The organism is Allomuricauda sp. R78024 (genome assembly GCF_044596045.1).
GTDB lineage: Bacteria > Bacteroidota > Bacteroidia > Flavobacteriales > Flavobacteriaceae > Flagellimonas.
Genome location: NZ_CP138995.1, coordinates 1,557,504 through 1,582,083, shown reverse-complemented (window position 1 = coordinate 1,582,083; position 24,580 = coordinate 1,557,504). Strand labels below are relative to the sequence as shown.

The window sequence follows — 24,580 nt, the reverse complement described above, 5'->3', positions numbered from 1 at the left end:
GTTTTCTATAAAGAGAATCATCTTACTCAAGTGTGATATGTCAACTCTTAAATTTGAAGTTGAAAACTCATGTCAATGTTTTTGGCAAAAAGACTTCTGCCATCATACAACGGGCGCTTCCTCCTCCACAGGTTTCAATAGTGTCCAACGGACTATGGATAATTTTACAATGCTTTTCAATAGCGGCTATCCTAGCCTTATCCAAACTATTATATGCTGCTGAACTCATTACCATAAAACGTTCATTATCTGCTCCTATAACCTGAAGCATGTTACCAGCAAATTGATACATCTGTTCCTCTGTAATGGAAATGATTTCCCTACCATCTTTTTTAAGATGATCTACTACATTTTTACGTTCCTTTTTGTCATCAATAGTATCTGAACAGATAACTGCAAAAGTCTCAGCCATTGCCATCATAACATTGGTATGGTAAATGGGCAAACGTTCTCCATTTACAGTTTGGTTGGCTGTAAATATTACTGGAAAACAATCAAAATCCTCACAAAACTCAATAAAGAGTTCTTCATCTGCTCGCTCGGACAATGCACAATATGCCTTTTGATTGACCCTATCTTTTAAGATACTACCTGTTCCCTCTAAAAAAACACCTTCCTCTTCAGCCGCGGTATAATCAACAACATTATCTATACGAAATCCATGTCCTTCCAAAATATCAAAAATATCCTCTCTACGTTCTTTTCTTCGATTTTCCGCAAACATAGGGTACACGCATACTGTGCCGCTTTCGTGAAACGAAATCCAATTATTTGGAAATATGGAATCAGGAGTGTCCGTTTCCTTTTTATCATCCACCACGATAACATTCACTCCGTGATTTCTTAGCTTGGTCACAAAATCATCAAACTCCTTTTGAGCTTTACTATTGATTTCGCCATTTTTAATACTTAAATCCTCTTGAAAGTAATTGTTGACCGCCGTCTGCTCATTCATTCTGAAATTGACAGGCCTGATCATTAAAATGCTATTTGTTACTTGCATTGAAAAAGTTAATTTATGCTCTTATTAAAGGTAATGTGCTACAACGGAGAAGGCCTTCTTGTTTTGCAATTTCAGAATATGGGATTTCTTCAACAGTAAAACCTTGTTCTCTAAGCCAATTGTTTAATCTGGTAAAGTTTTTTTCTGAAACCACTACTTCCGGTGAAATAGAAAATACGTTGCTGAACATACTGTACATCTCATCCTTGGTGATTTCAAATATGTTTTCCTTTCCAAAATGACCTACTAACCATTCGTATTCTTCCTCGACCAAAAATCCATTTTTATGTAAAATGGCCTTGTCCTTTCCCACAGGTTGAAAACAACAATCTAAATGCAACGCATTATCCTTAGCATTGGTATTGGATTTTCTCAATTCAAAGGATTTAACCTTTTTATGTGGGAACATACTCCTTATATATTCTACAGCAGCCTTATTGGTTCTTGCCGTAATAAAATCTGGATAATCATTGCCCGTATAGGTGCCAATAAAAATATATTCTTTCCAAGGCATTACATCACCACCTTCTATATGAACTTCCTCTGGAGGCCTTATAATTTTTATTGGATCTATTTTCCCCAAAACATGATCTATTGCTTCAAACTCTCGTTCTCTATCAGGTAATATATTGGCATGAAATAGTTTGTCCTCAATTACAAAAGCAATGTCCCTTGAAAAAATCTGATTACAATCTTGCAAAACTGATGGCCTAAAGACTTCAACTCCATGTTTTTTAAAAACTTTGGAAAAAGCATCCATCTCCTTTATCATATCAACTTCTTTAGGATACGTTCCAGCGAGAATATGTTCCAAAGATTTTGGATCATATGCTTCCTCTGGAGTTGGAGTTGGGCCACAACTTTCCGCCGTTCCCAAAATTACCGCCTTTAGTGGGCTTGTTTCATCGATAATATGCAACTGCATCATACAATATATTTTCAAAACTAAAGGATTCATTCCAGTTACGAATAGCAAGAAATCCTTAAAAATTCTATGGCAAAACTAGTGTTTTACTGGCGATTTTTCCTTTCACAAAAAAAGAAAAAACCCAATTTCATTAGGGGTTTTCCCAAACCTTTATGAATTTCATCCTTATTCATTTAAGTATCTGATTTACAAGTATATAAAATGGATTCTTTTTGAGAATTTCTCGTGCAAAAATGCGAAAAATTACGTTGTTATCATTACATTTAATTTGAGAAAGAAACTTCAGGATGAAAAAAGTTGTTTTCCCTTTATGTTTTATCATCATGGCGAGCATTGGTTTATTATCCATGAATTCTTTGCCAGGAAAAATATCTTTATCCAAAGTATTTAATACTAAGGAGAATAAGGTTCCTAATTATTCCACAAAATATTCAGATTGTATTACTAAAAGCGATCATTCCCAATTTTCTAAATCTTTACAAACCAAAATACCTCAAGTAGATGAAATTTTTATTGAAGAAATAGATGCATGCTTGAAAAACTATCAACGTTCTCTTGATTCTACTATTAAAAACCTAAATGCCATTGATGCACATGAGTTTCTGCATTCCGAATATCTAAGATGTAAGGTTAAAATTAGTGCAGGTTCTTTATCAGAAATTCAGAAGTACTATCACCAAGGTATTATGCAAATATGTTATGATAAGGATAGGTTTTTAAATCTCCATTCTAACGGTAACATAGCCAATTTATAAAAAAGAAAAGGCGATTTTATCAAATCGCCTTACTTCTAAACTTTATTTTTTACAGATAAGTTATCTTTTTTCCACTTTAACAAAAGGTCTTAGGTTTTCACCAATATATATCTGTCTTGGTCTTCCTATTGGTTCGCCTCTCAACCTCATCTCTCTCCATTGGGCAATCCAGCCAGGTAGTCTTCCTAGGGCGAACATTACAGTAAACATCTCCGTAGGAATACCTAATGCCCTGTAGATAATTCCAGAATAAAAATCTACATTAGGATAGAGTTTTCTTTTTACAAAATACTCATCTTCCAAAGCTTCTTTTTCAAGAGCTTTTGCAATATCCAAGATTGGGTCTTCAATTCCAAGGTTGCCCAATACTTCATCTGCAGATTTTTTGATAATCTTTGCTCTTGGGTCAAAGTTCTTATATACCCGGTGTCCAAAGCCCATTAACCTAAAAGGGTCATTTTTATCCTTGGCTTTGGCCATATATTTTTTTGTATCCCCTCCATCTTCTTGAATAGCTTCAAGCATTTCTAAAACCGCTTGGTTGGCACCACCATGTAAAGGACCCCACAATGCAGAGATTCCAGCTGATAATGACGCAAAAAGACCGGCATGTGATGAACCTACTATACGCACTGTAGATGTAGAGCAATTTTGCTCATGGTCTGCATGTAAAATCAATAGTTTGTCTAATGCATCTATAGCAATCGGATCTTTTCTATACTCTTGGTTTGGCTTTTTAAACATCATTTTATGGATGTTTTCCACGTAGCCTAGACTATCATCTCCGTAATCCAGAGGCAATCCTTTCTTTTTACGCTGCGCCCAAGCAACTAAAACTGGAAACTTAGCAAGAATACGAACTATGGAACTGTACATTGCAGTTTCTGAAGAAACGTCCACTGAAACAGGGTTAAAAGCCACTAATGCACTTGTTAACGAGGATAACACACCCATTGGATGTGCTGACTTTGGAAAACCATCCAAAATCTTTTTCATCTCCTCATCTACATGAGATTCCTCTTTAATGTCATTATGAAAAGCATCTAGTTGCTCCTTGTTCGGTAATTCTCCAAAAATTAAAAGATAAGCCACTTCCAAAAAATCAGCTTTCTCAGCTAACTCTTCAATAGAATAACCTCTATATCGCAAAATTCCTTTTTCTCCATCCAAAAAAGTGATAGCACTCTCACATGAACCTGTATTTTTATAGCCTGGATCAATGGTTACTATACTACTTACTCCTCTAAGTGTTTTTATATCTATAGCTAGTTCATTCTCAGTACCTTTAATAACTGGGAATTCGTATTTTTTACCATCATATTCAAGTATAGCTTTGTCCGACATTGTATGTTTTAATAGATTAATAAAATAGAACCTTAAATTTACGAAAAAGCATGGGCATTAACAATATTCCAAGCTTCAATTATGGTTCAGGAATTGCATATTATATGGGTCGTAAACTAGCGAAGAAGCTAACTAAAATTATACAACTCTTTATAATAGTTATCTACAGATTTCTTCCAGGTAAATCTCTTTTTTTTAGCTGCAGTTTGAATTTTTTTCCATGTGGGCTTATCATTCTTATAGACATCCAAGGCAAGGTCAAAACCTTCTAACATACTCTTGATTTTTTCATCATAAGTATCCCCATCAAAACTGAAACCTGTCTTCATATGTGAGACGGTATCTTTTAGGCCTCCTGTATGATGAACCAAGCATGGATTGCCATTGCGCATAGCTAACATTTGACTTATTCCACAGGGTTCAAAAAGACTAGGCATAAAATACAGGTCAGATTCCAAGTAAATGGAGTCAATAAGGCTTTCAGATTGGCCATTGGTAAAAACGAAATTCTTATGCTCATAGCTCAATTTTCTAAAAAGTTCTTCATACTCAGGGGCTCCAGTGCCTAAAAGCATGAAAATACCATCTACCTTTTCCAGCTTTTTCAGAATTTCAACAAAAGCCTCTGGGGAGCGTCTAAAAAAGTAAAATTTTTGTTCTGTTAATCTAGCTACGCTGGATACAATGAATTTTGGTCTGTTATCCACGTACTCCATTATTTTTTCACCCGTGTGCGCCAAGAAATCCGCTTTATATTTTTTTGATTCTTCTTGTAACCATCTAAAAAGTGCTTTTACCGTATTTCTGTAAATAAAACCTGATTCTTCTGCATTGATATTTTTGTAATTGCACCCATTTAAAATACCAAAGAGTCTTCCCTCTTCATCTGCCTTCAACAAATCTTTTTCTAACCCTTCGCCACCAATGAATTCAGGTGGGGAGCTAGGAAGCAACACATCATCCTTGTATGATGGAGAAACGGTATGTACCGCATCAGCAAAACGAATGCCAACCGCCATTAAATTAATGCAGTCTTGATACCGATAATCCATAAGAGACATATAGTCGATTGGTATATCTGGAAACCAATTCTTAAGCGATGAGTAATTGTCATCAAACGGTCTAATACCTTGAATAGCCAAATTGTGTATGCTATAAACAGTGCGAATATCCTTTAGGCTTTTATAATCCTTATGGTATTCCCTTAAAAATAAAAATAGACTTGAATGCCAATCGTGTAAATGAATAATATCCAACTTTCCAAAAGCGCCTTTTTTAATTGCCTCGGCCACAGCCGTACAGAAAATGAAATATTTCACAGCATCTGTATAGAAAGGCTCTTCTGGGTCATTATGATAGATATGGGCAATGTCACCAGCTTCAATTTCTGGATGGTGGATTACATAATGAACAATGTTCGGATATTCTTTCTTTGGTTTTACTTCATAAAGTTCTGCGGTATAGGACAGCCCTCTTAGACTAAAGTTTAGATTTGTTTTAAATAGGCCATCTTGATGAAGTCTAGAGTACGACGGTACAATTACATGAACCTTATCTCCTCGTTCTGAAATTTGTCTAGGAACGTCTCTAACCACGTCTCCCATTCCACCAGCCTTACAATTGGCCAAAGCATCATTTTCTGCCGCAGCAAAAAGAAAATTGTTCATTAGGTAAGTTTTGTTTAGTCAATTAAGTTAACCAAAGTTTATTTCTGAAACAAAAAAAAGCCTTTCCCAATTGAGAAAGGCTTTTATGGTGCTAAAAAATCATTATCATTACTTTATTTTGAAAGCTTTCTCCTGTGGATAGTATGCTATACTTCCCAACTCTTCTTCAATACGTAATAACTGATTGTACTTGGCCATTCTATCACTTCTTGAGGCAGAACCTGTTTTAATCTGTCCTGTATTTAGAGCGACTGCTAAATCTGCAATGGTATTGTCTTCTGTTTCTCCTGAACGGTGAGACATAACTGAAGTATATCCTGCATTCTTTGCCATGTTTACAGCAGCAATCGTTTCAGACAATGTACCAATCTGGTTTACTTTTATTAGAATTGAATTGGCAATACCGTTTTCAATTCCTCTGGATAGTCTTTCTACATTGGTCACAAATAAATCATCACCAACCAATTGTACTTTATCTCCAACTTTATCTGTCAACGTTTTCCAACCATCCCAATCATTTTCATCCATTCCATCTTCAATGGATATGATAGGATATTTTTCACATAGGTCCGCAAGATATTGTGCTTGTTCTTCTGAGGTTCTTACTACTCCCTTATCACCTTCAAACTTGGTATAGTCATATTTGCCGTCTACGAAAAATTCGGCGGCGGCACAATCCAAAGCAATCATCACATCATCACCTAATTTATATCCTGCTTTTTCAACTGCTTTCGCAATGGTATCCAAAGCATCTTCTGTTCCACCTTCCAAATTTGGCGCAAATCCACCTTCATCACCTACAGCAGTACTCAGTCCTCTGTCATGCAGTACTTTTTTAAGGTTGTGGAAGATTTCTGTTCCCATTTGCATGGAATGACTAAAATCATTTGCCTTTATCGGCATTACCATAAACTCTTGAAAAGCAATTGGAGCATCTGAGTGAGAACCTCCATTGATAATATTCATCATAGGTACTGGCAGTGTATTGGCGCTTACGCCACCAACATATCTATACAAAGGCATGCCCAATTCATTTGCAGCAGCTTTAGCAACTGCAAGCGATACTCCTAGGATTGCATTTGCTCCCAATTTAGATTTGTTTGGTGTTCCATCCAAAGCAATCATGGTCTCATCAATATAGTTTTGTTCAAAAACTGATGTCCCCACTAATTCTTCCGCTATAGTTGTGTTTACGTTATTGACTGCCTGTCCAACACCTTTTCCCATAAACGAACTTCCACCGTCTCTCAATTCAACAGCTTCATGCTCCCCTGTAGATGCCCCTGAAGGTACTGCCGCTCTTCCCAAAATTCCGTTTTCGGTCACTACATCTACCTCTACTGTTGGATTACCTCTTGAGTCTAAAATTTGTCTTGCATGAATGTTGATAATAATGCTCATCTGAACTTAATATTTATGGTTGAAATTAATTCGGCTAAGATACGAAAGGTGAACTTTTTAGCTTCATGATAATACTCATAAAACACTGATAATAACCTAAAAATAAACTACAACGTTTTAGTTACGACTTGTCTTGATCGCTTCAAAAAACTGGTCGAATAAATAATCTGCATCATGTGGTCCGGGACTAGCTTCCGGGTGGTATTGAACAGAAAACACTTCTTTTCCCTTCATTTTTATACCCGCTACCGTATCATCATTAAGATGTAAATGGGTAATCTCCAGATCTTGATTAGCTTCTGTTTCTTCCCTATTCACAGCAAAACCATGATTTTGTGAAGTTATTTCTCCTTTTCCGGTGACTAAATTGAGAATTGGATGGTTAATACCTCTATGCCCATTGTGCATTTTATATGTTGAAACGCCATTTGCCAATGCCAGCACTTGATGTCCTAGGCATATTCCAAATAATGGTTTATTGGATTTTATCATCTCCTTTGTAGTAGAAATAGCATCTGTCAGTGGTTCTGGATCTCCTGGCCCATTGGATATAAAATATCCATCTGGATTCCATTTCTTCATTTCTTCAAACGGAGTATTGTATGGAAATACTTTTATATAAGCTCCTCTTTTAGCAAGGTTCCTCAGAATGTTCTTTTTAATCCCAATATCTAGGGCAGAAATCTTGTACGCCGCGTTTTCCTCCCCAAAGAAATAGGGTTCTTTTGTTGAAACCTTGGAGGAAAGTTCCAAACCTTCCATACTTGGAACCTCTGCCAATTCTTTTTTTAGTTCATCTATCTCGTCCACTCTAGTTGAAATCAACGCATTCATTGCGCCGTTATCCCTAATGTAGCTTACTAAAGCTCTTGTATCCACATCAGAAATGGCAAAAAGGTTGTTCTTCTCCAAAAAATCCAATAGGCTCATGTCCGCACTTGGACGCGAATACTCATAACTAAAGTTTTTTACGATTAGTCCAGCAATTTTAATAGAATCCGATTCTATTTCTTCCGCATTGGTTCCGTAGTTACCGATATGTGCATTGGTCGTAACCATTAATTGGCCAAAATAGGAAGGGTCTGTAAAAATTTCTTGATAACCTGTCATTCCGGTGTTGAAACATACTTCTCCAACAGCGGTACCTTCATTATTCCCAATGGCTTTGCCATAAAAAATAGTACCATCTGCCAGTAATAACAGTGCTCTTTTCTTTGAGTGATACTTCATGCTATTTTTAATTTCAAGTTTGACAAAAAAACATAAAAAAAGGATAAGTTTTCACTTATCCTTTTTTTTCTAATACAATAGTTAATAACATATTGCTATTCCTCTGAATCATCTGTTGTTTCTGTTTCAGCTACTGGAGCAGCAGCTTCTACTTTTTTACCTCCACCTCTTCTACTTCTTCGTGTAGTTTTCTTGGCGGGTTTTCCAGCGTTGTAAACTTCATTGAAATCTACCAACTCTATCATGGCCATATCAGCGTTATCCCCAAGACGGTTACCCAACTTGATGATTCTTGTATATCCTCCCGGTCTATCAGCAACTTTTTCAGAAACTGCACCAAACAGTTCCGTAACAGCATACTTGCTTCTTAGGTTACTAAAAACAATCCTCCTGTTGTGAGTTCCTTTCTCAGTAGTTTGGTTGTTCTCTGCTTTAGACTTGGTAATCAACGGTTCTACAAATTGCTTCAATGCTTTTGCTTTGGCAACTGTAGTGTTGATTCTTTTATGTTCTATTAGGGAGCACGCCATATTGGCCAACATGGCCTTTCTATGGGCGGCTGTTCTTCCTAAGTGATTAAATTTCTTTCCGTGTCTCATGTTTTTGTTTTATCATCTTGCTTCCTAACTCGTATTGCCACGAGGAGCAAAATATGATTACTTAATCTTTGTCCAATTTATATTTGGATAAATCCATTCCAAACTGAAGACCTTTGTTGATTACCAACTCTTCTAATTCGGTCAATGATTTTTTACCAAAGTTTCTGAACTTCATTAAATCATTCTTGTTGAAGGAAACCAAATCTCCCAAAGTATCAACTTCAGCAGCTTTTAGACAGTTCAAGGCCCTTACGGACAAGTCCATGTCTACCAATTTGGTTTTTAACAACTGACGCATGTGCAAAGACTCTTCATCATATGTCTCTGTTTGCGCAATTTCATCAGCTTCTAATGTAATACGTTCATCAGAGAACAACATGAAGTGGTGAATTAAAACTTTAGCAGCTTCGGTCAATGCATCCTTAGGGTTGATAGAACCATCTGTTAAGATTTCAAAAACCAATTTTTCATAATCGGTTTTTTGCTCTACCCTAAAGTTTTCAATGCTATATTTTACATTCTTAACTGGGGTGTAAACAGAATCTACAGCAATGCTACCCAAAGGTGCATTGGATTTTTTGTTCTCCTCAGCAGGAACATAACCACGTCCTTTTTCAATAATAACCTCTAGGTTAATACTTACTTTAGGATCCATGTTACAGATAACTAAATCTGGATTGAGTACTTGGTACCCAGAAATGAATTTTTGGAAATCTCCAGCGGTCAATTGTTCTTTTCCACTAACGGAAACAGAAACTGTTTCGCTCTCAACATCATCAATCTGTCTTTTGAAACGAACTTGCTTAAGATTCAATATCATTTCTGTAACGTCTTCAACAACGCCAGGAATAACAGAAAACTCATGTTCAACTCCATCTATGCGAACAGAAGTAATTGCAAAACCTTCCAAAGAGGAAAGTAGAACTCTTCTTAACGCATTTCCAACTGTTAATCCATAACCAGGTTCCAAAGGGCGAAATTCAAATTTCCCTTCGAAATCGGTTGAATCTATCATTATAACTTTATCGGGCTTCTGAAAATTTAGTAATGCCATATTGGATTAATGTTGATTTTATTTAGAGTATAACTCGACGATTAATTGTTCCTTGATATTTTCAGGAATCTGCATTCTTTCTGGAATGGCTACAAAAGCGCCTTCTTGCTTTTCAGTGTTCCAGGTAATCCATTCGTAAACGCTACTGTTGTTGGTCAACGAATCTAGTATAGCTTGCACGGATTTAGATTTCTCTCTAACTCCAACCACATCACCTGGTTTTAATGAGTAAGAAGGAATATTAACAATCTCTCCGTTTACAATAATATGTCTGTGAGAAACCAATTGTCTTGCACCACTTCTCGTAGGAGAAAGTCCCATTCTATAGACTACGTTGTCTAAACGGGATTCACACAACTGAAGTAAAACCTCACCGGTCACTCCTTTACTTCTGTTGGCTTTTTCAAAAAGGTTTCTAAATTGTTTTTCCAAAATACCGTAGGTATACTTGGCTTTTTGCTTCTCCATTAACTGGATTGCATATTCAGACTTTTTTCCACGACGTCTGTTATTACCGTGTTGTCCTGGAGGGTAACTTTTCTTTTCGAAGGCTTTATCGTCTCCGAAAATCGCTTCTCCAAATTTTCTAGCGATTTTTGATTTTGGTCCTGTGTATCTTGCCATCTTCTTTAAATTGGAAAGTGCGATTATGAATTAAGGCTTATCCTTCGATAATCTATAAAGCACTTTCATGAAGACCCTAACGGGCCGTTTTATAAAATAATTAAACTCTTCTTCTTTTTGGTGGTCTACAACCGTTGTGTGGAAGTGGGGTAACATCAACTATTTCTGTTACTTCTATACCAGCATTATGAATCGAACGAATGGCAGATTCCCTACCATTTCCTGGTCCTTTTACATATACTTTTACTTTTCTTAGACCTGCTTCATGTGCAACTTTAGCGCAATCTTCAGCTGCAACTTGAGCTGCATAAGGTGTGTTCTTTTTAGAACCCCTAAAACCCAGTTTACCAGCAGATGACCAAGAAATCACATCTCCTTTTTTATTGGTCAAAGAAATAATGATATTGTTGAATGAAGCAGTAACATGTGCCTCACCTGTAGATTCTACTATTACTTTGCGCTTTTTAGCTGTTTTAGTACTTGCCTTTGCCATAATACCTACCTATTATTTAGTTGCTTTCTTCTTGTTGGCAACCGTTTTTCTTTTTCCTTTTCTCGTCCTAGAGTTATTCTTGGTACGTTGACCTCTTAGTGGCAATCCAGATCTATGACGAATTCCACGGTAACAACCAATATCCATCAGTCGTTTGATGTTCAATTGTGTCTCTGAACGAAGTTCACCTTCAATAGTGAAAGAAGAAATAGTTTCTCTAATTCTTCCTATTTCATCATCACTCCAATCTGAAACCTTAGTATCCTCACTTACTTGGGCTTTTTCTAAAATTTCTTGGGCTCTACTTTTACCTATTCCATAAATGTAGGTAAGTGAAATAACTCCACGCTTCTGTTTAGGTATATCTACCCCTGCGATTCTTGCCATAATTACCCTTGTCTTTGTTTAAATCTAGGATTCTTTTTGTTGATTACGTATAATCTGCCTTTTCTGCGAACTATCTTGCATTCGGCACTTCTCTTCTTTATTGATGCTCTTACTTTCATCGTATTAGTATCTGTAAGTAATTCTTGCTTTTGTTAAATCGTATGGGCTCATTTCAAGTTTTACCTTGTCCCCAGGAAGTAATTTTATATAATGCATACGCATTTTCCCAGAGATATGTGCCGTAACAACATGCCCGTTTTCTAATTCTACCCGGAACATTGCATTTGACAATGCTTCTATTATTGTTCCGTCTTGTTCTATTGCTGGCTGCTTTGCCATAAATTATGCTACTTTTCTATTTTTACCGGTTTTCATCAAACCATCATAATGTCTGTTCAACAAATATGAATTTACTTGTTGTACCGTGTCGATTGCAACACCCACCATAATCAACAGCGATGTACCACCATAGAACAACGCCCAACCAGCTTGTACATCCATCAACTTTACAACCACAGCAGGTAAAACCGCTAATAGTGCCAAGAAAACAGAACCAGGCAATGTAATCAACGACATAATTTTATCCAAGTAATCCCCAGTTTCCTTACCAGGTCGTATTCCTGGAATAAATCCACCACTTCTTTTTAAATCATCAGCCATTTTATTCGTAGGAACAGTAATAGCCGTATAGAAATAAGTAAATATGATAATCAACACAGCAAACAGGATATTATATGCCAATCCAAATATATCAGCAAACTGGACTTCCATCCATTGGCCAACAGCTGTATCATTAAATGTTCTACCCAATAAACTTGGTGCAAACATAATTGCTTGTGCAAAAATGATAGGCATTACTCCAGATGCATTCAACTTTAATGGAATATATTGTCTAGATCCCATAATGTTTTTCTCATAACCTCCTGAAGCAGTTCTTCTAGCATACTGCACTGGAATTTGTCTTATTGCCATTACCAAAAGGACACTGGCTAATATTACCAAGAACCAAATGATAACTTCTATAAGTATAAACATGATACCACCAGTATTGTTAGCTGTTCTAGAAATAAATTCTTGAACAAATGATTGTGGCAATGTTGCTATAATACCAATCATAATCAATAAAGAAATACCGTTTCCAATACCTTTATCTGTAATTTTTTCTCCCAACCACATGGCAAACACACATCCTGTAACCAATATGATTACGGCAGGGATGATGAAATCAGGTCCTTTTCCCAATATAAAAGCACTGTCTGGAACTCCAAGAGCACCTAGACCAAACAAATATGCTGGAGCTTGAACAATACAGATAGCAATGGTCAGCCATCTAGTAATTTGATTTATGGTCTTTCTACCACTTTCTCCTTCTTTCTGCAATTTTTGCAAATAGGGGATAGCAATTCCCATTAGCTGAACTACAATAGAAGCAGAGATATATGGCATAATACCCAATGCAAAAACAGAAGCATTTGCAAAAGCTCCACCGGTAAAAGCATTAAGAATCCCTAAAATACCTTGTTCGGTATTAGAGGTTAATTGCGCCAATTGGGAAGTATCAATACCAGGAAGAACAACTTGGGCACCAAAACGGTACACTATAAGTAAACCAAGGGTAACGAGGATTCGTTGTCTTAGTTCTTCTATCTTCCAAATATTTGATATGGTCTCAATAAATTTCTTCATGCTATTTTTCTTATAAACTTATTGCTTCACCTCCTGCGGCTTCAATCGCTGCTTTAGCAGAAGCAGTAAATTTATGTACTGAAATTTTAAGGGATGCTTTTAATTCGCCATTTCCTAAAATTTTCACCAAATCATTCTTGTGTGCCAATCTGTTTTCAACAAGAATATCCAAGGTCACTTCTTTTTTCAGTGTACCATTGTCCACCAATTCTTGCAATTTGCTCAAATTGATTCCTTGGTATTCCTTTCTGTTGATGTTCTTAAAACCAAATTTAGGAACACGACGTTGCAAAGGCATTTGTCCACCTTCAAAACCAATCTTCTTGGAATATCCTGATCTAGACTTTGCACCCTTATGCCCTCTTGCGGCAGTTCCGCCTTTACCAGAGGCTTGACCTCTTCCTAAGCGTTTTCCATCTCTGTTAACAGCGCCTTCTGCTGGTTTAAGATTATGTAAATCCATGTACCGTTATATTTTAAGCTTCCTCAGTGGAAACCAAGTGTTTTACCTTATTTATCATTCCAAGGATATTAGGCGTTGCATCATGCTCAACAACATGCCCAATCTTGCGCAAACCAAGAGCCTCCAAAGTCCTTTTTTGGTTTTGAGTTCTCTTAATAGCGCTCTTTACTTGTTTAACCTTAATCTTTGACATAATATCCTCTTATTTATCCCTTAAAGACTTTTTCTAAAGAAATACCTCTTTGGTTAGCTACTGTTTGTGCACCTCTTAATTGTAAAAGCGCATCAAAAGTGGCTTTAACAACATTATGAGGATTGGAAGAACCTTGTGATTTTGAAAGTACATCATGTACTCCTACTGCTTCCAATACTGCTCTAACCGCACCACCTGCAATAACTCCCGTACCATGAGATGCTGGCTGAATATATACTCGTGCACCACCGTACTTTCCTTTCTGCTCATGAGGTAGCGTTCCTTTGTTCAAAGGAATTCTTATCAAATTCTTTTTAGCATCTTCAATAGCTTTGGCAATAGCAGTAGCAACTTCTTTGGATTTTCCTAAACCATGTCCTACCACACCATTCTCATCACCAACAACAACAATTGCCGAAAAACCGAATGCTCTACCACCTTTGGTAACTTTAGTAACCCTTTGGACACCAACCAAACGATCTTTCAACTCCAGTCCACCTGGCTTAACTGTTTCTACGTTTTTGTATTTCTGGTACATAGTTTATTAGAATTTAAGTCCTGCTTCCCTAGCTCCTTCAGCTAATGATTTAACCCTTCCGTGGTAAAGGTTTCCACCTCTATCAAAAGCTACCGTTTCAAAACCTAGTTTTGCAGCTTTCTCTGCAATTGCTTTACCAACTTGGCTTGCAATCTCAATTTTTGTTCCTTTTGCATCTACACCTTTATCTCTTGATGATGCAGCTGCCAATGTGACACCATTGTTATCATCAATCAATTGAGCGTATATCTCTTTATTACTTCTGAAAACAGACAATCTTGGTCTTGTTTCAGTACCAGCAGAAACTTTTCGTATTCTTCTTCTGATTCGTAATTTTCTTTCCGTCTTAGATAATCCCATCTTACTACTTATTATGCTGATTTACCGGCTTTTCTTCTTAGTTGCTCACCTACAAACTTTATTCCTTTTCCTTTGTAAGGCTCAGGCTTACGGAAAGCTCTTATTTTGGCAGCCACTTGACCAACCAATTGTTTGTCATGAGACGTTAATTTTATGATCGGGTTCTTCCCTTTTTCAGAAATAGCTTCAATTTTTACTTCTGAAGCAATATTCATTACAATATTGTGAGAGAAACCTAAAGCCAAATCCAATTTTTGTCCTTGGTTGCTTGCTCTGTAACCTACACCGACCAATTCAAGTTCTTTGGTCCATCCTTTGGAAACTCCTTCAACCATATTTAAGACCAATGATCTGTAAAGACCATGTTTGGCTTTATGTTCTTTGGAATCTGAAGGTCTGGCCACATGAACATTTCCATCTTCAACCTTTACCGCAACCCCTGAAAATTCTTGGGACAACTCTCCCAACTTACCTTTAACGGTAACTACATTCTCGTTCACTTCTACCGTGACACCATCAGGAATTGTAATTGGATTGTTACCTATTCTAGACATTTTTTTTCTCTTTACTCAATTAATAAACGTAGCACAAAACTTCGCCACCAACGTTATCCTGCTTAGCTTGTTTGCTTGTCATAACTCCATGAGATGTTGAAATAATAGCAACACCCAAGCCGTTAAGAACTCGTGGCAATTCATCTGAACCCGCATATTTACGTAGTCCAGGTTTACTCACCCTTTGCAATTTTTTAATAACTGGCTCTTTGGTAAACTTATCATACTTCAAGGCAATTTTAATGTTCCCTTGAACTTTGTTATCCTCGAACTTGTAGCTCAAAATATATCCTTGATCGAACAATATTTTGGTAATCTGTCTTTTTAGATTGGAAGCGGGAATATCCACTACCCTATGACCTGCACTACTGGCATTTCTAATTCTGGTCAAATAATCTGAAATTGGATCTGTAAGCATTTCTTTTCTTTATCTGTTTACCAACTTGCTTTTTTAACTCCTGGGATCAAACCTTGATTCGCCATTTCCCTAAAAGTAACCCTAGATATACCAAATGTTCTCATATACCCTCTTGGCCTTCCAGTCAATTTGCATCGGTTACGCATACGTACTGGAGATGCGTTTTTAGGAAGCTTTTGTAGAGCCTCATAATCACCAGCTTCTTTCAAAGCTTTTCTCTTTTCAGCATATTTTGCTACCGTTTTAGCCCTTTTTACCTCACGGGCTTTCATTGATTCCTTAGCCATATTTAGTTCTTTTTAAAGGGTAATCCCAATTCGGTTAACAATGATTTTGCTTCTTTATCTGTTTCCGCAGTAGTAACGAATGTGATATCCATACCGTTAATTCTGTTGATTTTATCAATATTGATTTCTGGGAAAATGATTTGCTCAGTAACGCCTAGGCTATAATTTCCTCTTCCGTCAAAACCTGTAGCCTTTATTCCTTGAAAATCTCTTACTCTAGGAAGTGCAGATGTAATCAATCTATCTAAAAATTCATACATTCTTTCTCCTCTAAGAGTTACCTTGGCACCAATTGGCATACCTTTTCTCAATTTAAAAGAAGCAACATCCTTTTTTGAAAGGGTAGAAATCGCTTTTTGCCCGGTAATATTTGTCAACTCATCAACCGCGTGATCAATAAGTTTCTTGTCAGATACAGCAGCACCAACCCCACGGCTAACAACTATCTTCTCCAACTTTGGAACTTGCATTACGTTTTTGTAACCAAACTCTTCGGACAATGCTTTTACAACACGTTCCTTATATTCTGTCTTTAATCTTGGAATGTAACTCATAACTAAATTACTTCATTGGATTTCTTCGCAAATCTAACTTTCTTTCCATCTCTCATTTCATACCCTACTCGTGTGTTCTCTCCAGATTTTGGATCGATCAACGAAAGATTGGAGATATGGATAGGAGCTTCTTTTTTCACAATTCCTCCTTGAGGATTCTTTGCACTTGGCTTTTCGTGTTTAGAAACCATGTTGGCTCCTTCTACGATAGCTTTGTTCTTTTCACGGTCAAGCTGAAGTACTTTACCTTCAGTGCCTTTGTGGTCTCCCGCAACGACTCTTACCGTATCCCCTGTTTTTATTTTCAACTTCATCTTTCTGATATTTCTTTTAAAGCACCTCTGGAGCTAATGAAACAATCTTCATGAACTGTTTGTCCCTAAGCTCTCTGGCAACTGGTCCAAAAACCCTAGTTCCTCTCATTTCACCTGTAGGATTCAATAACACACACGCGTTGTCATCAAAACGGATGTAAGAACCATCTGGTCTTCTTACTTCTTTCTTTGTACGAACCACAACAGCTGTTGAAACAGAACCTTTTTTTACAGTACCATTGGGGGCAGCTTCCTTAACAGTAACTACGATCTTATCTCCCAATGAAGCATATCTTCTTTTTGTTCCCCCAAGTACGCGGATGGTCAAAACTTCTTTTGCACCAGTGTTGTCCGCGACCTTTAATCTAGATTCTTGCTGTAACATAATTATTTAGCTCTTTCAAGGATTTCAACCAGTCTCCAACATTTAGTCTTACTCAATGGTCTTGTTTCCATTATTTTAACAGTGTCACCTTCTTTGCAATCATTCTTTTCGTCATGGGCAACATACTTCTTGGTCTTCAAAACGAATTTACCGTACATAGGGTGTTTTACTCGCTTTACCTCTGCAACCACAATCGATTTCTCCATTTTGTTGCTGGTAACAACCCCTATTCTTTCTTTTCTTAAATTTCTTTTTTCCATAAGGCAGAACCAATTATTGTAATTCCCTTTTTGTTAATTCTGTTGCAAGTCTTGCCACCGTCCTTCTCGTTTTTCTTATTTGTAAAGGATTTTCCAAAGGAGTAACTGAATGCGCTACTTTCAAATCAGCGTGTTGTTTTTTATGTTCAGCTAACCTTTCTTTTAGCTCTTCAATTGAAAGTTCTTTTATCTCTGATTGTTTCATCTTCTTCTCAATAAAAAATTAAGCGGAATAATCCCTTGCTACGATAAACTTAGTTTTCACTGGTAATTTTTGCGCGGCAAGTCTCAATGCTTCTTTTGCAATGTCCATTGGAACTCCAGCTACCTCAAACATGATTCTTCCTGGCTTAACAACTGCAACAAAATATTCAGGAGCACCTTTACCTTTACCCATACGTACTTCAAGAGGCTTTTTTGTAATAGGTTTGTCCGGGAATATTTTAATCCACAGTTGACCTTGCCTTTTCATGTACCTTGTCGCAGCAATACGTGCAGCTTCTATCTGACGGGAAGTGATGAAGTGTGAATCCAAGGACTTAATACCAAACATTCCATTGGAAAGTTGGTGCCCTCTTTGGGAGTCTCCTTTCATACGTCCCTTCTGGGCTTTACGAAATTTTGTTCTTTTTGGCTGTAACATTTTACCTTTACTTTATCTTATTACTTTCTACGACGTTGTGGTTTTTTACCATCTTGTTTGCCGCCTTTTCCTTGACCTTTGGACAATCCTATTAATGGGGAAAGTTCTCTTTTACCATAAACCTCACCTTTCATTATCCAAACTTTTATCCCCAATCTTCCATATGTAGTATGCGCTTCATGCAAAGCATAATCCACATCTGCACGGAAAGTTGACAATGGAATTCTTCCTTCCTTGTAAGACTCTGAACGTGCCATCTCAGCTCCGTTCAAACGTCCAGAAATCTGAATCTTGATACCTTCTGCATTCATACGTATTGCTGCTGCAACTGCCATCTTAATAGCACGTCTGTATGAAATTCTGCTCTCAATCTGTCTAGCAACACTTGCCGCTACCAAATTGGCATCAAGCTCAGGTCTTTTGATTTCATGAATGTTGATTTGAACTTCTTTACCAGTAATTTTCTTAAGCTCTTCTTTAAGCTTATCAACTTCCTGACCTCCCTTACCAATAATAATACCTGGCCTTGCCGTAGTAATAGTAATGGTAATAAGCTTTAAAGTTCTTTCAATAATAACCCTAGACACACTGGCTTTTGCCAAACGTGCATGGATGTATTTTCTTATTTTATCATCCTCAGCCAGCTTATCGCCGTAATCTTTACCGCCGTACCAGTTGGATTCCCATCCTCTGATAATTCCTAAGCGATTTCCTATCGGATTGGTTTTCTGTCCCATATTATACTCTAGCTTTGAACGTTGTTATTAGATTCCAAAACCATGGTAACATGATTGGAACGTTTTCTAATTCTATGTGCTCTACCTTGTGGTGCTGGACGCAATCTTTTCAACATAGTACCACCATCCACTCGGATTTCCTTTATAAAAAGATCTGCATCTTCAATACTTGCATCTTCATTCTTAGCCTCCCAGTTAGCAATTGCAGAAAGTAAAAGTTTCTCCAATTTTCTAGAAGCTTCTTTTGAATTGAACTTTAAAATTGCAAGTGCCATTTCTATCTGTTTTCCTCTAATCAAGTCAGCTACTAAACGCATCTTTCTTGGTGAGGTAGGGCAGTTATTAAGCTTTGCAAAAGCAAGTTGCTTTTTCTCCTCTTTTAACCTTTCGGCCATTTGTTTTTTACGAACTCCCATAGCTTACTTACTTTTTTCCTTTGTTTTTAGCTCCCGCATGACCCCTAAAAGATCTTGTAGGTGAAAATTCTCCAAGCTTGTGACCTACCATATTCTCAGTTACATAAACAGGAACAAATTGCCTCCCGTTGTGCACCGCTATGGTTTGTCCTACGAAATCTGGTGTTATCATTGAGGCTCTAGACCATGTTTTGATAACCGTTTTCTTACCTGAATCTATATTGTTCTGGACTTTCTTCTCCAGACTATAATGAACGTAAGGTCCTTTTTTTAATGAACGTGCCATTTGCTTTTACTTTTATTTCTTTCTACGTTCTATGATATATCTATTTGTGTCTTTTGTCTTAGAACGAGTTCTAAATCCTTTAGCAGGAATACCGTTCTTAGATCTTGGATGACCCCCAGAAGCCCTTCCTTCACCACCACCCATTGGGTGATCGACAGGGTTCATAGCTACTGGCCTAGTTCTTGGCCTTCTACCCAACCATCTGCTTCTACCTGCTTTACCAGATACCAACAGTTGGTGGTCAGAGTTAGAAACAGCTCCAATAGTAGCCAAACAATTGGCCAATATCATACGTGTTTCACCAGATGGCAATTTGATTGTAACAAACTTTCCATCTTTTGCCATTAACTGTGCAAAAGTACCTGCACTTCTTGCCATTACAGCTCCTTGACCAGGTCTTAGTTCGATACAGGAAATAATGGTACCCAATGGAATTTCACCTAAAGGAAGTGCATTTCCAATTTCTGGAGCAGCCTTGGTACCAGAAGAAACCTTCTGACCTACCTGCATTCCATTTTGAGCAACTACATATCTCTTCTCACCATCTTTATATTCAACTAGTGCAATAAATGCAGTTCTGTTAGGATCGTACTGGATTGAAACAATAGTAGCATCAACACCATGCTTATCTCTTTTGAAGTCGATAACACGATACCTTCTTTTATGACCCCCACCTCTATGGCGAATGGTCATTTTTCCTTGACTGTTCCTACCACCAGACTTTTTTAACGGAGCAAGCAAGCTTTTCTCCGGCTTATCAGTAGTAATCGCGTCAAATCCGTTTACTACTCTAAAACGCTGTCCAGGGGTTATCGGTTTTAATTTTCTAACTGACATTTCTCGTCTTTATAGATTACTGTAAAAATCAATAATATCGCCTTCCGCCACATCAACAATTGCTTTTTTCAAGGCATTTGTTTTTCCGTGTTGGATTCCTGTTTTTGTATAGCGACTCTTACGATTTGGACCATAGTTCATGGTACGTACTTTGTCCACAGAAACACCATAGGTAGTCTCAACCGCTTCTTTGATCTGAAGTTTGTTGGCCTTAGGGTCAACATAGAAACCATAACGATTGAAAAGCTCGCTGTCTGCGGTCATTTTTTCCGTAATGATTGGTTTTATCAACACACTCATGATATTCTTATTTCTTTAGGTTCGATTCTATTCCTTCCAAAGCACTTTCAGTCAGCACTACCTTACCAGCATTAATAATCTTGTAAGTACTTAATTCTGAGCTTGTTACAACTTCGGAACGCTCCAAATTGCGCGACGACAAATATACATTATTATTTGAATCGCCCAACACTATAAGAGACTTTTTATTTTCTATTCCCAGAGAGGTCAAAAACGCTTTAAAATCCTTGGTTTTTGGAGCTTCAAAATTGAAGTCTTCAACAACCACTAAAGCTTTGTCTTTTGACTTTAATGTTAAGGCTGATTTTCTTGCCAAACGCTTAACATTTTTGTTCAATTTTTGCTGGTAATCTTTTGGTCTTGGGCCAAAAATTCTACCACCACCTCTAAAAACAGGAGATTTAATACTACCAGCCCTTGCGGTACCAGTTCCTTTCTGTTTTTTAATCTTTCTTGTACTACCTGCTATCTCGGCTCTCTCCTTAGCCTTGTGTGTACCTTGTCTTTGGTGCGCTAAATATCGCTTAACATCTAAATAGATGGCATGCTCATTAGGCTCTATAGCGAAAACATCGTCAGAAAGGTCAACCTTTCTTCCTGTTTCTTTTCCTTTAATATCTAAAACTGCAACCTTCATTACTTCTCAATTGTTACGTAAGCATTCTTATGACCAGGAACACAACCTTTTACTACAATAAGGTTTTTCTCTGCAACCACTTTCAATACTTTCAAGTTTTGAACTGTTACTCTTCCTCCACCCATTCTACCTGCCATTTTCATTCCTTTGAAAACGCGAGCTGGGTAAGATGCTGCACCAATAGAACCAGGAGCTCTTAGTCTGTTATGCTGACCGTGGGTCGCTTGACCAACACCGGCAAAACCATGTCTTTTAACGACACCTTGAAAACCTTTTCCTTTTGATGTACCTATTACATCTACAAATTCACCTTCTACAAAAAGGTCAACACCTAAAGTGTCCCCTAATTTGTGTTCACCTTCAAAATCTCGGAATTCAATGACTTTCTTCTTTGGAGAAGCACCTGCTTTTTTAACATGACCTAGTTCAGCCTTGTTTGCACGTTTTTCTGCCTTGTCATCGAAACCAAGCTGAAGGGCACTGTACCCGTCGACCTCTTCGGTTCTGACTTGGGTAACCACGCACGGTCCAGCTTCAATAACGGTACATGGAATATTCTTTCCATTCTCGTCGAAGATGCTGGTCATACCGATTTTTCTTCCTATTAACCCAGACATATATATAATTATTAATTGTTTACTTTTTATTACACCAATTTCTTGGCAAAAAAATTGGGTCAAGAAAATCCTCTGACCCAGATTCTTTCTTTCTCCGTTTTTCCCTTGCGAAACGCTCAGGACATGTCTCCCGTCTATAACAGCACGGGAACTAAACTTATACTTTTATCTCAACTTCAACACCGCTGGGAAGCTCAAGCTTCATAAGCGCGTCAATAGTTTTTGATGAAGAGCTATAAATATCCAACAAGCGTTTGTACGAACTCAATTGAAACTGCTCTCTTGATTTTTTGTTCACGTGAGGTGAACGTAAAACCGTAAATATTTTCTTGTGTGTTGGCAATGGGATTGGCCCAGTAACCACAGCACCGGTTGTCTTCACCGTTTTTACGATTTTCTCAGCAGATTTGTCCACCAAATTGTGATCGTAAGATTTAAGTTTTATTCTAATTTTTTGACTCATCTTGCTAAAAAATTAAGCGGTTACCCCTTTTACTGATTTAATTACCTCTTCTGATATATTCGATGGAGTTTCTGCATAATGTGAGAATTCCATAGTTGACGTTGCTCTACCTGAAGACAAAGTCCTTAAGGAAGTAACATACCCGAACATTTCCGAAAGTGGAACGGTACCTTTTACAACTTTAGCACCAGCTCTATCACTCATATCACTGATTGTTCCACGTCTTCTGTTCAGGTCACCAACAATATCACCCATGTTCTCTTCGGGTGTGATTACCTCAATCTTCATGATTGGCTCCATAACAACAGCGCCAGCAGCTTTACCCGCAGCTTTATAACCCATTTTTGCAGCCAATTCGAAAGAAAGTGCATCAGAATCCACAGGGTGGAAAGATCCATCTTTCAATACCACTTTCATGGTATCCATTTCAAATCCAGCCAAAGGTCCGTTTTTCATTGCAGCTGCAAATCCTTTTTCAACTGATGGAATGAATTCTTTTGGAATACGACCACCTTTAATTTGATCTACGAACTGAAGTCCTGTTCCTTCGAAATCTTCATCTGCAGGACTCATTTCAAATACAATGTCACCAAACTTACCACGACCACCAGATTGCTTCTTATAAGTTTCTCTGTGAGCAGCCATTTTAGTAAGTGCTTCTTTATATTCAACTTGTGGTTCACCTTGGTTTACTTCAACCTTAAACTCACGACGTAAACGATCAACAATAATATCCAAGTGAAGCTCACCCATTCCAGAAATAATAGTCTGTCCTGAAGCTTCATCTGTTTTTACCTGAAAAGTAGGGTCTTCTTCAGCCAATTTAGCCAAAGCCATACCTAGTTTATCTACATCAACCTTAGTCTTAGGTTCAACAGCAATACCAATTACCGGATCAGGAAAGTCCATACTTTCAAGGATAATAGGATGCTTCTCAGCCGACATGGTATCACCAGTCTTAATATCCTTAAACCCTACGGCCGCACCTATATCCCCAGCTTCTATATAATCAATGGCATTCTGCTTATTGGAATGCATCTGATAAATACGAGAAATACGTTCTTTTTTACCTGAACGATTGTTCAATATATAGGAACCAGCATCCAAACGACCTGAATATGCTCTAAAGAATGCCAAACGACCTACAAAAGGATCAGTAGCAATTTTAAACGCCAAAGCGGAAAATGGTTCTTTTGCATCAGGCTTCCTGGTAATTTCGTTACCCGTATTAGGGTCAGTACCTACAATATCATCCTTATCTATAGGTGATGGCAAGTAACGACAAACAGCATCTAACAAAAACTGAACTCCTTTGTTCTTAAATGAAGAACCACAAATCATAGGAATGATAGCCCTGTCCATTACCGCTGCTCTTAGTGCCGCATGAACTTCTTCTTCAGTGATAGAATCTTCATCCTCAAAGAATTTTTCCATCAACTCTTCATCATACTCCGCAACGGCTTCAATTAGAGCAGCTCTATACTCCTTAACTTCAGCTTTCATTTCTTCCGGAATATCAACAACATCAAATGTTGAACCGAAATTATCATCATGCCAAACTATAGCTCTATTCTTAGCCAAGTCAACAATTCCTCTAAAATCAGCCTCGTCTCCTATTGGCAATACAATTGGAACAGCATTAGAACCAAGCATGGTTTTCACCTGCTTACAAACCATTAAGAAATTAGATCCTTGACGGTCCATTTTGTTCACGAATCCTATACGTGGCACTTTATAGTTATCAGCCAATCTCCAGTTAGTTTCTGACTGTGGCTCAACACCATCAACCGCACTAAACAAGAAAACCAAGCCATCCAAAACACGTAATGAACGATTCACCTCTACGGTAAAATCAACGTGTCCGGGAGTATCTATTATATTAAAGTGATATCCTTTTGTATCTTCTGTCGGCTTGCCATTTTCTATAGGAAACTCCCATGTACAAGTAGTTGCGGCCGAGGTAATGGTAATACCACGTTCCTGCTCTTGCTCCATCCAGTCCATAGTGGCAGCACCATCATGTACTTCACCTATTTTATGACTTACACCCGTGTAAAAAAGAATACGCTCTGTAGTAGTGGTTTTTCCAGCATCAATATGCGCTGCAATACCTATATTCCTTGTGAATTTTAAATCTCTTGACATTT

The 24,580-nt window shown here is 37.6% G+C and carries 37 protein-coding genes; 1 reads left to right on the top strand and 36 read right to left on the bottom strand.

Features of this window, described 5'->3' with window-relative positions:
* Positions 1–67 precede the first annotated feature (67 nt).
* Both ctlX and SJY44_RS07090 read right to left on the bottom strand, forming a co-directional pair.
* Positions 68–1,003, bottom strand: a complete 936-nt coding sequence (ctlX, locus tag SJY44_RS07095) for a citrulline utilization hydrolase CtlX (protein WP_396591824.1) — start codon at positions 1,001–1,003, stop codon at positions 68–70.
* Between the two features lie 13 nt (positions 1,004–1,016).
* Positions 1,017–1,931 (bottom strand): dimethylarginine dimethylaminohydrolase family protein, encoded by a 915-nt coding sequence (locus SJY44_RS07090; RefSeq protein WP_396591823.1) that lies wholly within the window; start codon positions 1,929–1,931, stop codon positions 1,017–1,019.
* A gap of 287 nt (positions 1,932–2,218) precedes the next feature.
* Between SJY44_RS07090 and SJY44_RS07085 the strand changes: the two genes are divergently transcribed.
* The gene (locus SJY44_RS07085; protein ID WP_298928852.1) at positions 2,219–2,686 is read left to right on the top strand and encodes a hypothetical protein; all 468 of its coding nucleotides are present in this window, start codon (positions 2,219–2,221) and stop codon (positions 2,684–2,686) included.
* A gap of 60 nt (positions 2,687–2,746) precedes the next feature.
* On the opposite strand, the gene SJY44_RS07080 is transcribed toward SJY44_RS07085, so the two are convergent.
* The 34 genes from SJY44_RS07080 to fusA form a co-directional block, all read right to left on the bottom strand.
* Positions 2,747–4,030 (bottom strand): citrate synthase, encoded by a 1,284-nt coding sequence (locus SJY44_RS07080; RefSeq protein ID WP_298928856.1) that lies wholly within the window; start codon positions 4,028–4,030, stop codon positions 2,747–2,749.
* Positions 4,031–4,158: 128 nt separating this feature from the next.
* Positions 4,159–5,697 carry a glycogen/starch synthase gene (locus tag SJY44_RS07075; protein ID WP_298928861.1) on the bottom strand — a complete coding sequence of 513 codons (1,539 nt, stop codon included), beginning with the start codon at positions 5,695–5,697 and terminating at the stop codon, positions 4,159–4,161.
* Positions 5,698–5,805: 108 nt separating this feature from the next.
* Positions 5,806–7,098, bottom strand: coding sequence for a phosphopyruvate hydratase (gene eno / locus SJY44_RS07070; RefSeq protein ID WP_396591822.1), 1,293 nt, complete (start codon positions 7,096–7,098; stop codon positions 5,806–5,808).
* Between the two features lie 117 nt (positions 7,099–7,215).
* Positions 7,216–8,328, bottom strand: a complete 1,113-nt coding sequence (carA, locus tag SJY44_RS07065) for a glutamine-hydrolyzing carbamoyl-phosphate synthase small subunit (RefSeq protein WP_396591821.1) — start codon at positions 8,326–8,328, stop codon at positions 7,216–7,218.
* A 95-nt stretch (positions 8,329–8,423) separates the two neighbouring features.
* Positions 8,424–8,927: a 50S ribosomal protein L17 gene (gene rplQ / locus SJY44_RS07060; protein WP_298928870.1), complete on the bottom strand. Its 504-nt coding sequence runs from the start codon at positions 8,925–8,927 to the stop codon at positions 8,424–8,426.
* A gap of 61 nt (positions 8,928–8,988) precedes the next feature.
* Positions 8,989–9,981, bottom strand: coding sequence for a DNA-directed RNA polymerase subunit alpha (locus tag SJY44_RS07055; protein ID WP_298928873.1), 993 nt, complete (start codon positions 9,979–9,981; stop codon positions 8,989–8,991).
* Positions 9,982–9,999: 18 nt separating this feature from the next.
* A complete protein-coding gene (rpsD, locus tag SJY44_RS07050) occupies positions 10,000–10,605 on the bottom strand; it encodes a 30S ribosomal protein S4 (RefSeq protein WP_396591820.1) in 606 nt (201 codons plus the stop codon).
* Positions 10,606–10,705: 100 nt separating this feature from the next.
* Entirely contained in the window at positions 10,706–11,098 is a 393-nt protein-coding gene (gene rpsK, locus SJY44_RS07045; RefSeq protein WP_298928879.1) for a 30S ribosomal protein S11, read from the bottom strand.
* 12 nt (positions 11,099–11,110) lie between these two features.
* Positions 11,111–11,485: a 30S ribosomal protein S13 gene (rpsM, locus tag SJY44_RS07040; protein WP_298928882.1), complete on the bottom strand. Its 375-nt coding sequence runs from the start codon at positions 11,483–11,485 to the stop codon at positions 11,111–11,113.
* A 2-nt stretch (positions 11,486–11,487) separates the two neighbouring features.
* Entirely contained in the window at positions 11,488–11,604 is a 117-nt protein-coding gene (gene ykgO, locus SJY44_RS07035) for a type B 50S ribosomal protein L36 (RefSeq protein ID WP_013621733.1), read from the bottom strand.
* Positions 11,605–11,608: 4 nt separating this feature from the next.
* The gene (gene infA, locus SJY44_RS07030; protein WP_014031991.1) at positions 11,609–11,824 is read right to left on the bottom strand and encodes a translation initiation factor IF-1; all 216 of its coding nucleotides are present in this window, start codon (positions 11,822–11,824) and stop codon (positions 11,609–11,611) included.
* 3 nt (positions 11,825–11,827) lie between these two features.
* A complete protein-coding gene (secY, locus tag SJY44_RS07025) occupies positions 11,828–13,171 on the bottom strand; it encodes a preprotein translocase subunit SecY (protein ID WP_298928885.1) in 1,344 nt (447 codons plus the stop codon).
* 10 nt (positions 13,172–13,181) lie between these two features.
* The gene (gene rplO / locus SJY44_RS07020; protein WP_163423564.1) at positions 13,182–13,634 is read right to left on the bottom strand and encodes a 50S ribosomal protein L15; all 453 of its coding nucleotides are present in this window, start codon (positions 13,632–13,634) and stop codon (positions 13,182–13,184) included.
* A gap of 13 nt (positions 13,635–13,647) precedes the next feature.
* A complete protein-coding gene (gene rpmD / locus SJY44_RS07015; RefSeq protein ID WP_055397075.1) occupies positions 13,648–13,827 on the bottom strand; it encodes a 50S ribosomal protein L30 in 180 nt (59 codons plus the stop codon).
* A gap of 13 nt (positions 13,828–13,840) precedes the next feature.
* A complete protein-coding gene (rpsE, locus tag SJY44_RS07010; protein WP_109661663.1) occupies positions 13,841–14,365 on the bottom strand; it encodes a 30S ribosomal protein S5 in 525 nt (174 codons plus the stop codon).
* Between the two features lie 6 nt (positions 14,366–14,371).
* Positions 14,372–14,725 (bottom strand): 50S ribosomal protein L18, encoded by a 354-nt coding sequence (rplR, locus tag SJY44_RS07005; protein ID WP_163423565.1) that lies wholly within the window; start codon positions 14,723–14,725, stop codon positions 14,372–14,374.
* 11 nt (positions 14,726–14,736) lie between these two features.
* The gene (rplF, locus tag SJY44_RS07000) at positions 14,737–15,279 is read right to left on the bottom strand and encodes a 50S ribosomal protein L6 (protein WP_298928897.1); all 543 of its coding nucleotides are present in this window, start codon (positions 15,277–15,279) and stop codon (positions 14,737–14,739) included.
* 19 nt (positions 15,280–15,298) lie between these two features.
* A complete protein-coding gene (gene rpsH / locus SJY44_RS06995; RefSeq protein WP_396591819.1) occupies positions 15,299–15,697 on the bottom strand; it encodes a 30S ribosomal protein S8 in 399 nt (132 codons plus the stop codon).
* A 17-nt stretch (positions 15,698–15,714) separates the two neighbouring features.
* The gene (gene rpsN / locus SJY44_RS06990; protein ID WP_055397065.1) at positions 15,715–15,984 is read right to left on the bottom strand and encodes a 30S ribosomal protein S14; all 270 of its coding nucleotides are present in this window, start codon (positions 15,982–15,984) and stop codon (positions 15,715–15,717) included.
* Positions 15,985–15,986: 2 nt separating this feature from the next.
* Positions 15,987–16,538, bottom strand: a complete 552-nt coding sequence (gene rplE / locus SJY44_RS06985) for a 50S ribosomal protein L5 (RefSeq protein WP_298928902.1) — start codon at positions 16,536–16,538, stop codon at positions 15,987–15,989.
* A 2-nt stretch (positions 16,539–16,540) separates the two neighbouring features.
* Entirely contained in the window at positions 16,541–16,852 is a 312-nt protein-coding gene (gene rplX, locus SJY44_RS06980; protein ID WP_298928905.1) for a 50S ribosomal protein L24, read from the bottom strand.
* Between the two features lie 16 nt (positions 16,853–16,868).
* Entirely contained in the window at positions 16,869–17,237 is a 369-nt protein-coding gene (gene rplN / locus SJY44_RS06975) for a 50S ribosomal protein L14 (RefSeq protein WP_055397059.1), read from the bottom strand.
* 2 nt (positions 17,238–17,239) lie between these two features.
* Positions 17,240–17,497 carry a 30S ribosomal protein S17 gene (gene rpsQ / locus SJY44_RS06970; RefSeq protein ID WP_163423570.1) on the bottom strand — a complete coding sequence of 86 codons (258 nt, stop codon included), beginning with the start codon at positions 17,495–17,497 and terminating at the stop codon, positions 17,240–17,242.
* Positions 17,498–17,510: 13 nt separating this feature from the next.
* Positions 17,511–17,702 carry a 50S ribosomal protein L29 gene (gene rpmC, locus SJY44_RS06965; protein WP_163423571.1) on the bottom strand — a complete coding sequence of 64 codons (192 nt, stop codon included), beginning with the start codon at positions 17,700–17,702 and terminating at the stop codon, positions 17,511–17,513.
* A gap of 18 nt (positions 17,703–17,720) precedes the next feature.
* Positions 17,721–18,140, bottom strand: a complete 420-nt coding sequence (rplP, locus tag SJY44_RS06960) for a 50S ribosomal protein L16 (RefSeq protein ID WP_109661647.1) — start codon at positions 18,138–18,140, stop codon at positions 17,721–17,723.
* A gap of 20 nt (positions 18,141–18,160) precedes the next feature.
* Positions 18,161–18,877 (bottom strand): 30S ribosomal protein S3, encoded by a 717-nt coding sequence (rpsC, locus tag SJY44_RS06955; protein ID WP_298928918.1) that lies wholly within the window; start codon positions 18,875–18,877, stop codon positions 18,161–18,163.
* Between the two features lie 8 nt (positions 18,878–18,885).
* Positions 18,886–19,293, bottom strand: a complete 408-nt coding sequence (gene rplV / locus SJY44_RS06950) for a 50S ribosomal protein L22 (RefSeq protein WP_163423574.1) — start codon at positions 19,291–19,293, stop codon at positions 18,886–18,888.
* A 7-nt stretch (positions 19,294–19,300) separates the two neighbouring features.
* Positions 19,301–19,579, bottom strand: coding sequence for a 30S ribosomal protein S19 (rpsS, locus tag SJY44_RS06945; protein ID WP_298928920.1), 279 nt, complete (start codon positions 19,577–19,579; stop codon positions 19,301–19,303).
* A gap of 12 nt (positions 19,580–19,591) precedes the next feature.
* The gene (rplB, locus tag SJY44_RS06940) at positions 19,592–20,416 is read right to left on the bottom strand and encodes a 50S ribosomal protein L2 (RefSeq protein WP_298928922.1); all 825 of its coding nucleotides are present in this window, start codon (positions 20,414–20,416) and stop codon (positions 19,592–19,594) included.
* Positions 20,417–20,425: 9 nt separating this feature from the next.
* Entirely contained in the window at positions 20,426–20,716 is a 291-nt protein-coding gene (gene rplW, locus SJY44_RS06935; RefSeq protein WP_109661640.1) for a 50S ribosomal protein L23, read from the bottom strand.
* 7 nt (positions 20,717–20,723) lie between these two features.
* The gene (gene rplD, locus SJY44_RS06930) at positions 20,724–21,353 is read right to left on the bottom strand and encodes a 50S ribosomal protein L4 (RefSeq protein ID WP_298928933.1); all 630 of its coding nucleotides are present in this window, start codon (positions 21,351–21,353) and stop codon (positions 20,724–20,726) included.
* Complete coding sequence (gene rplC / locus SJY44_RS06925; RefSeq protein ID WP_298928935.1) at positions 21,353–21,970, bottom strand: 50S ribosomal protein L3; 618 nt, start codon at positions 21,968–21,970, stop codon at positions 21,353–21,355. Before rplC ends, rplD begins: the two co-directional genes overlap by 1 nt.
* A gap of 157 nt (positions 21,971–22,127) precedes the next feature.
* Positions 22,128–22,433 (bottom strand): 30S ribosomal protein S10, encoded by a 306-nt coding sequence (gene rpsJ, locus SJY44_RS06920; RefSeq protein WP_007094989.1) that lies wholly within the window; start codon positions 22,431–22,433, stop codon positions 22,128–22,130.
* 12 nt (positions 22,434–22,445) lie between these two features.
* Positions 22,446–24,578 carry an elongation factor G gene (gene fusA / locus SJY44_RS06915; protein ID WP_298928937.1) on the bottom strand — a complete coding sequence of 711 codons (2,133 nt, stop codon included), beginning with the start codon at positions 24,576–24,578 and terminating at the stop codon, positions 22,446–22,448.
* Positions 24,579–24,580: the final 2 nt, after the last annotated feature.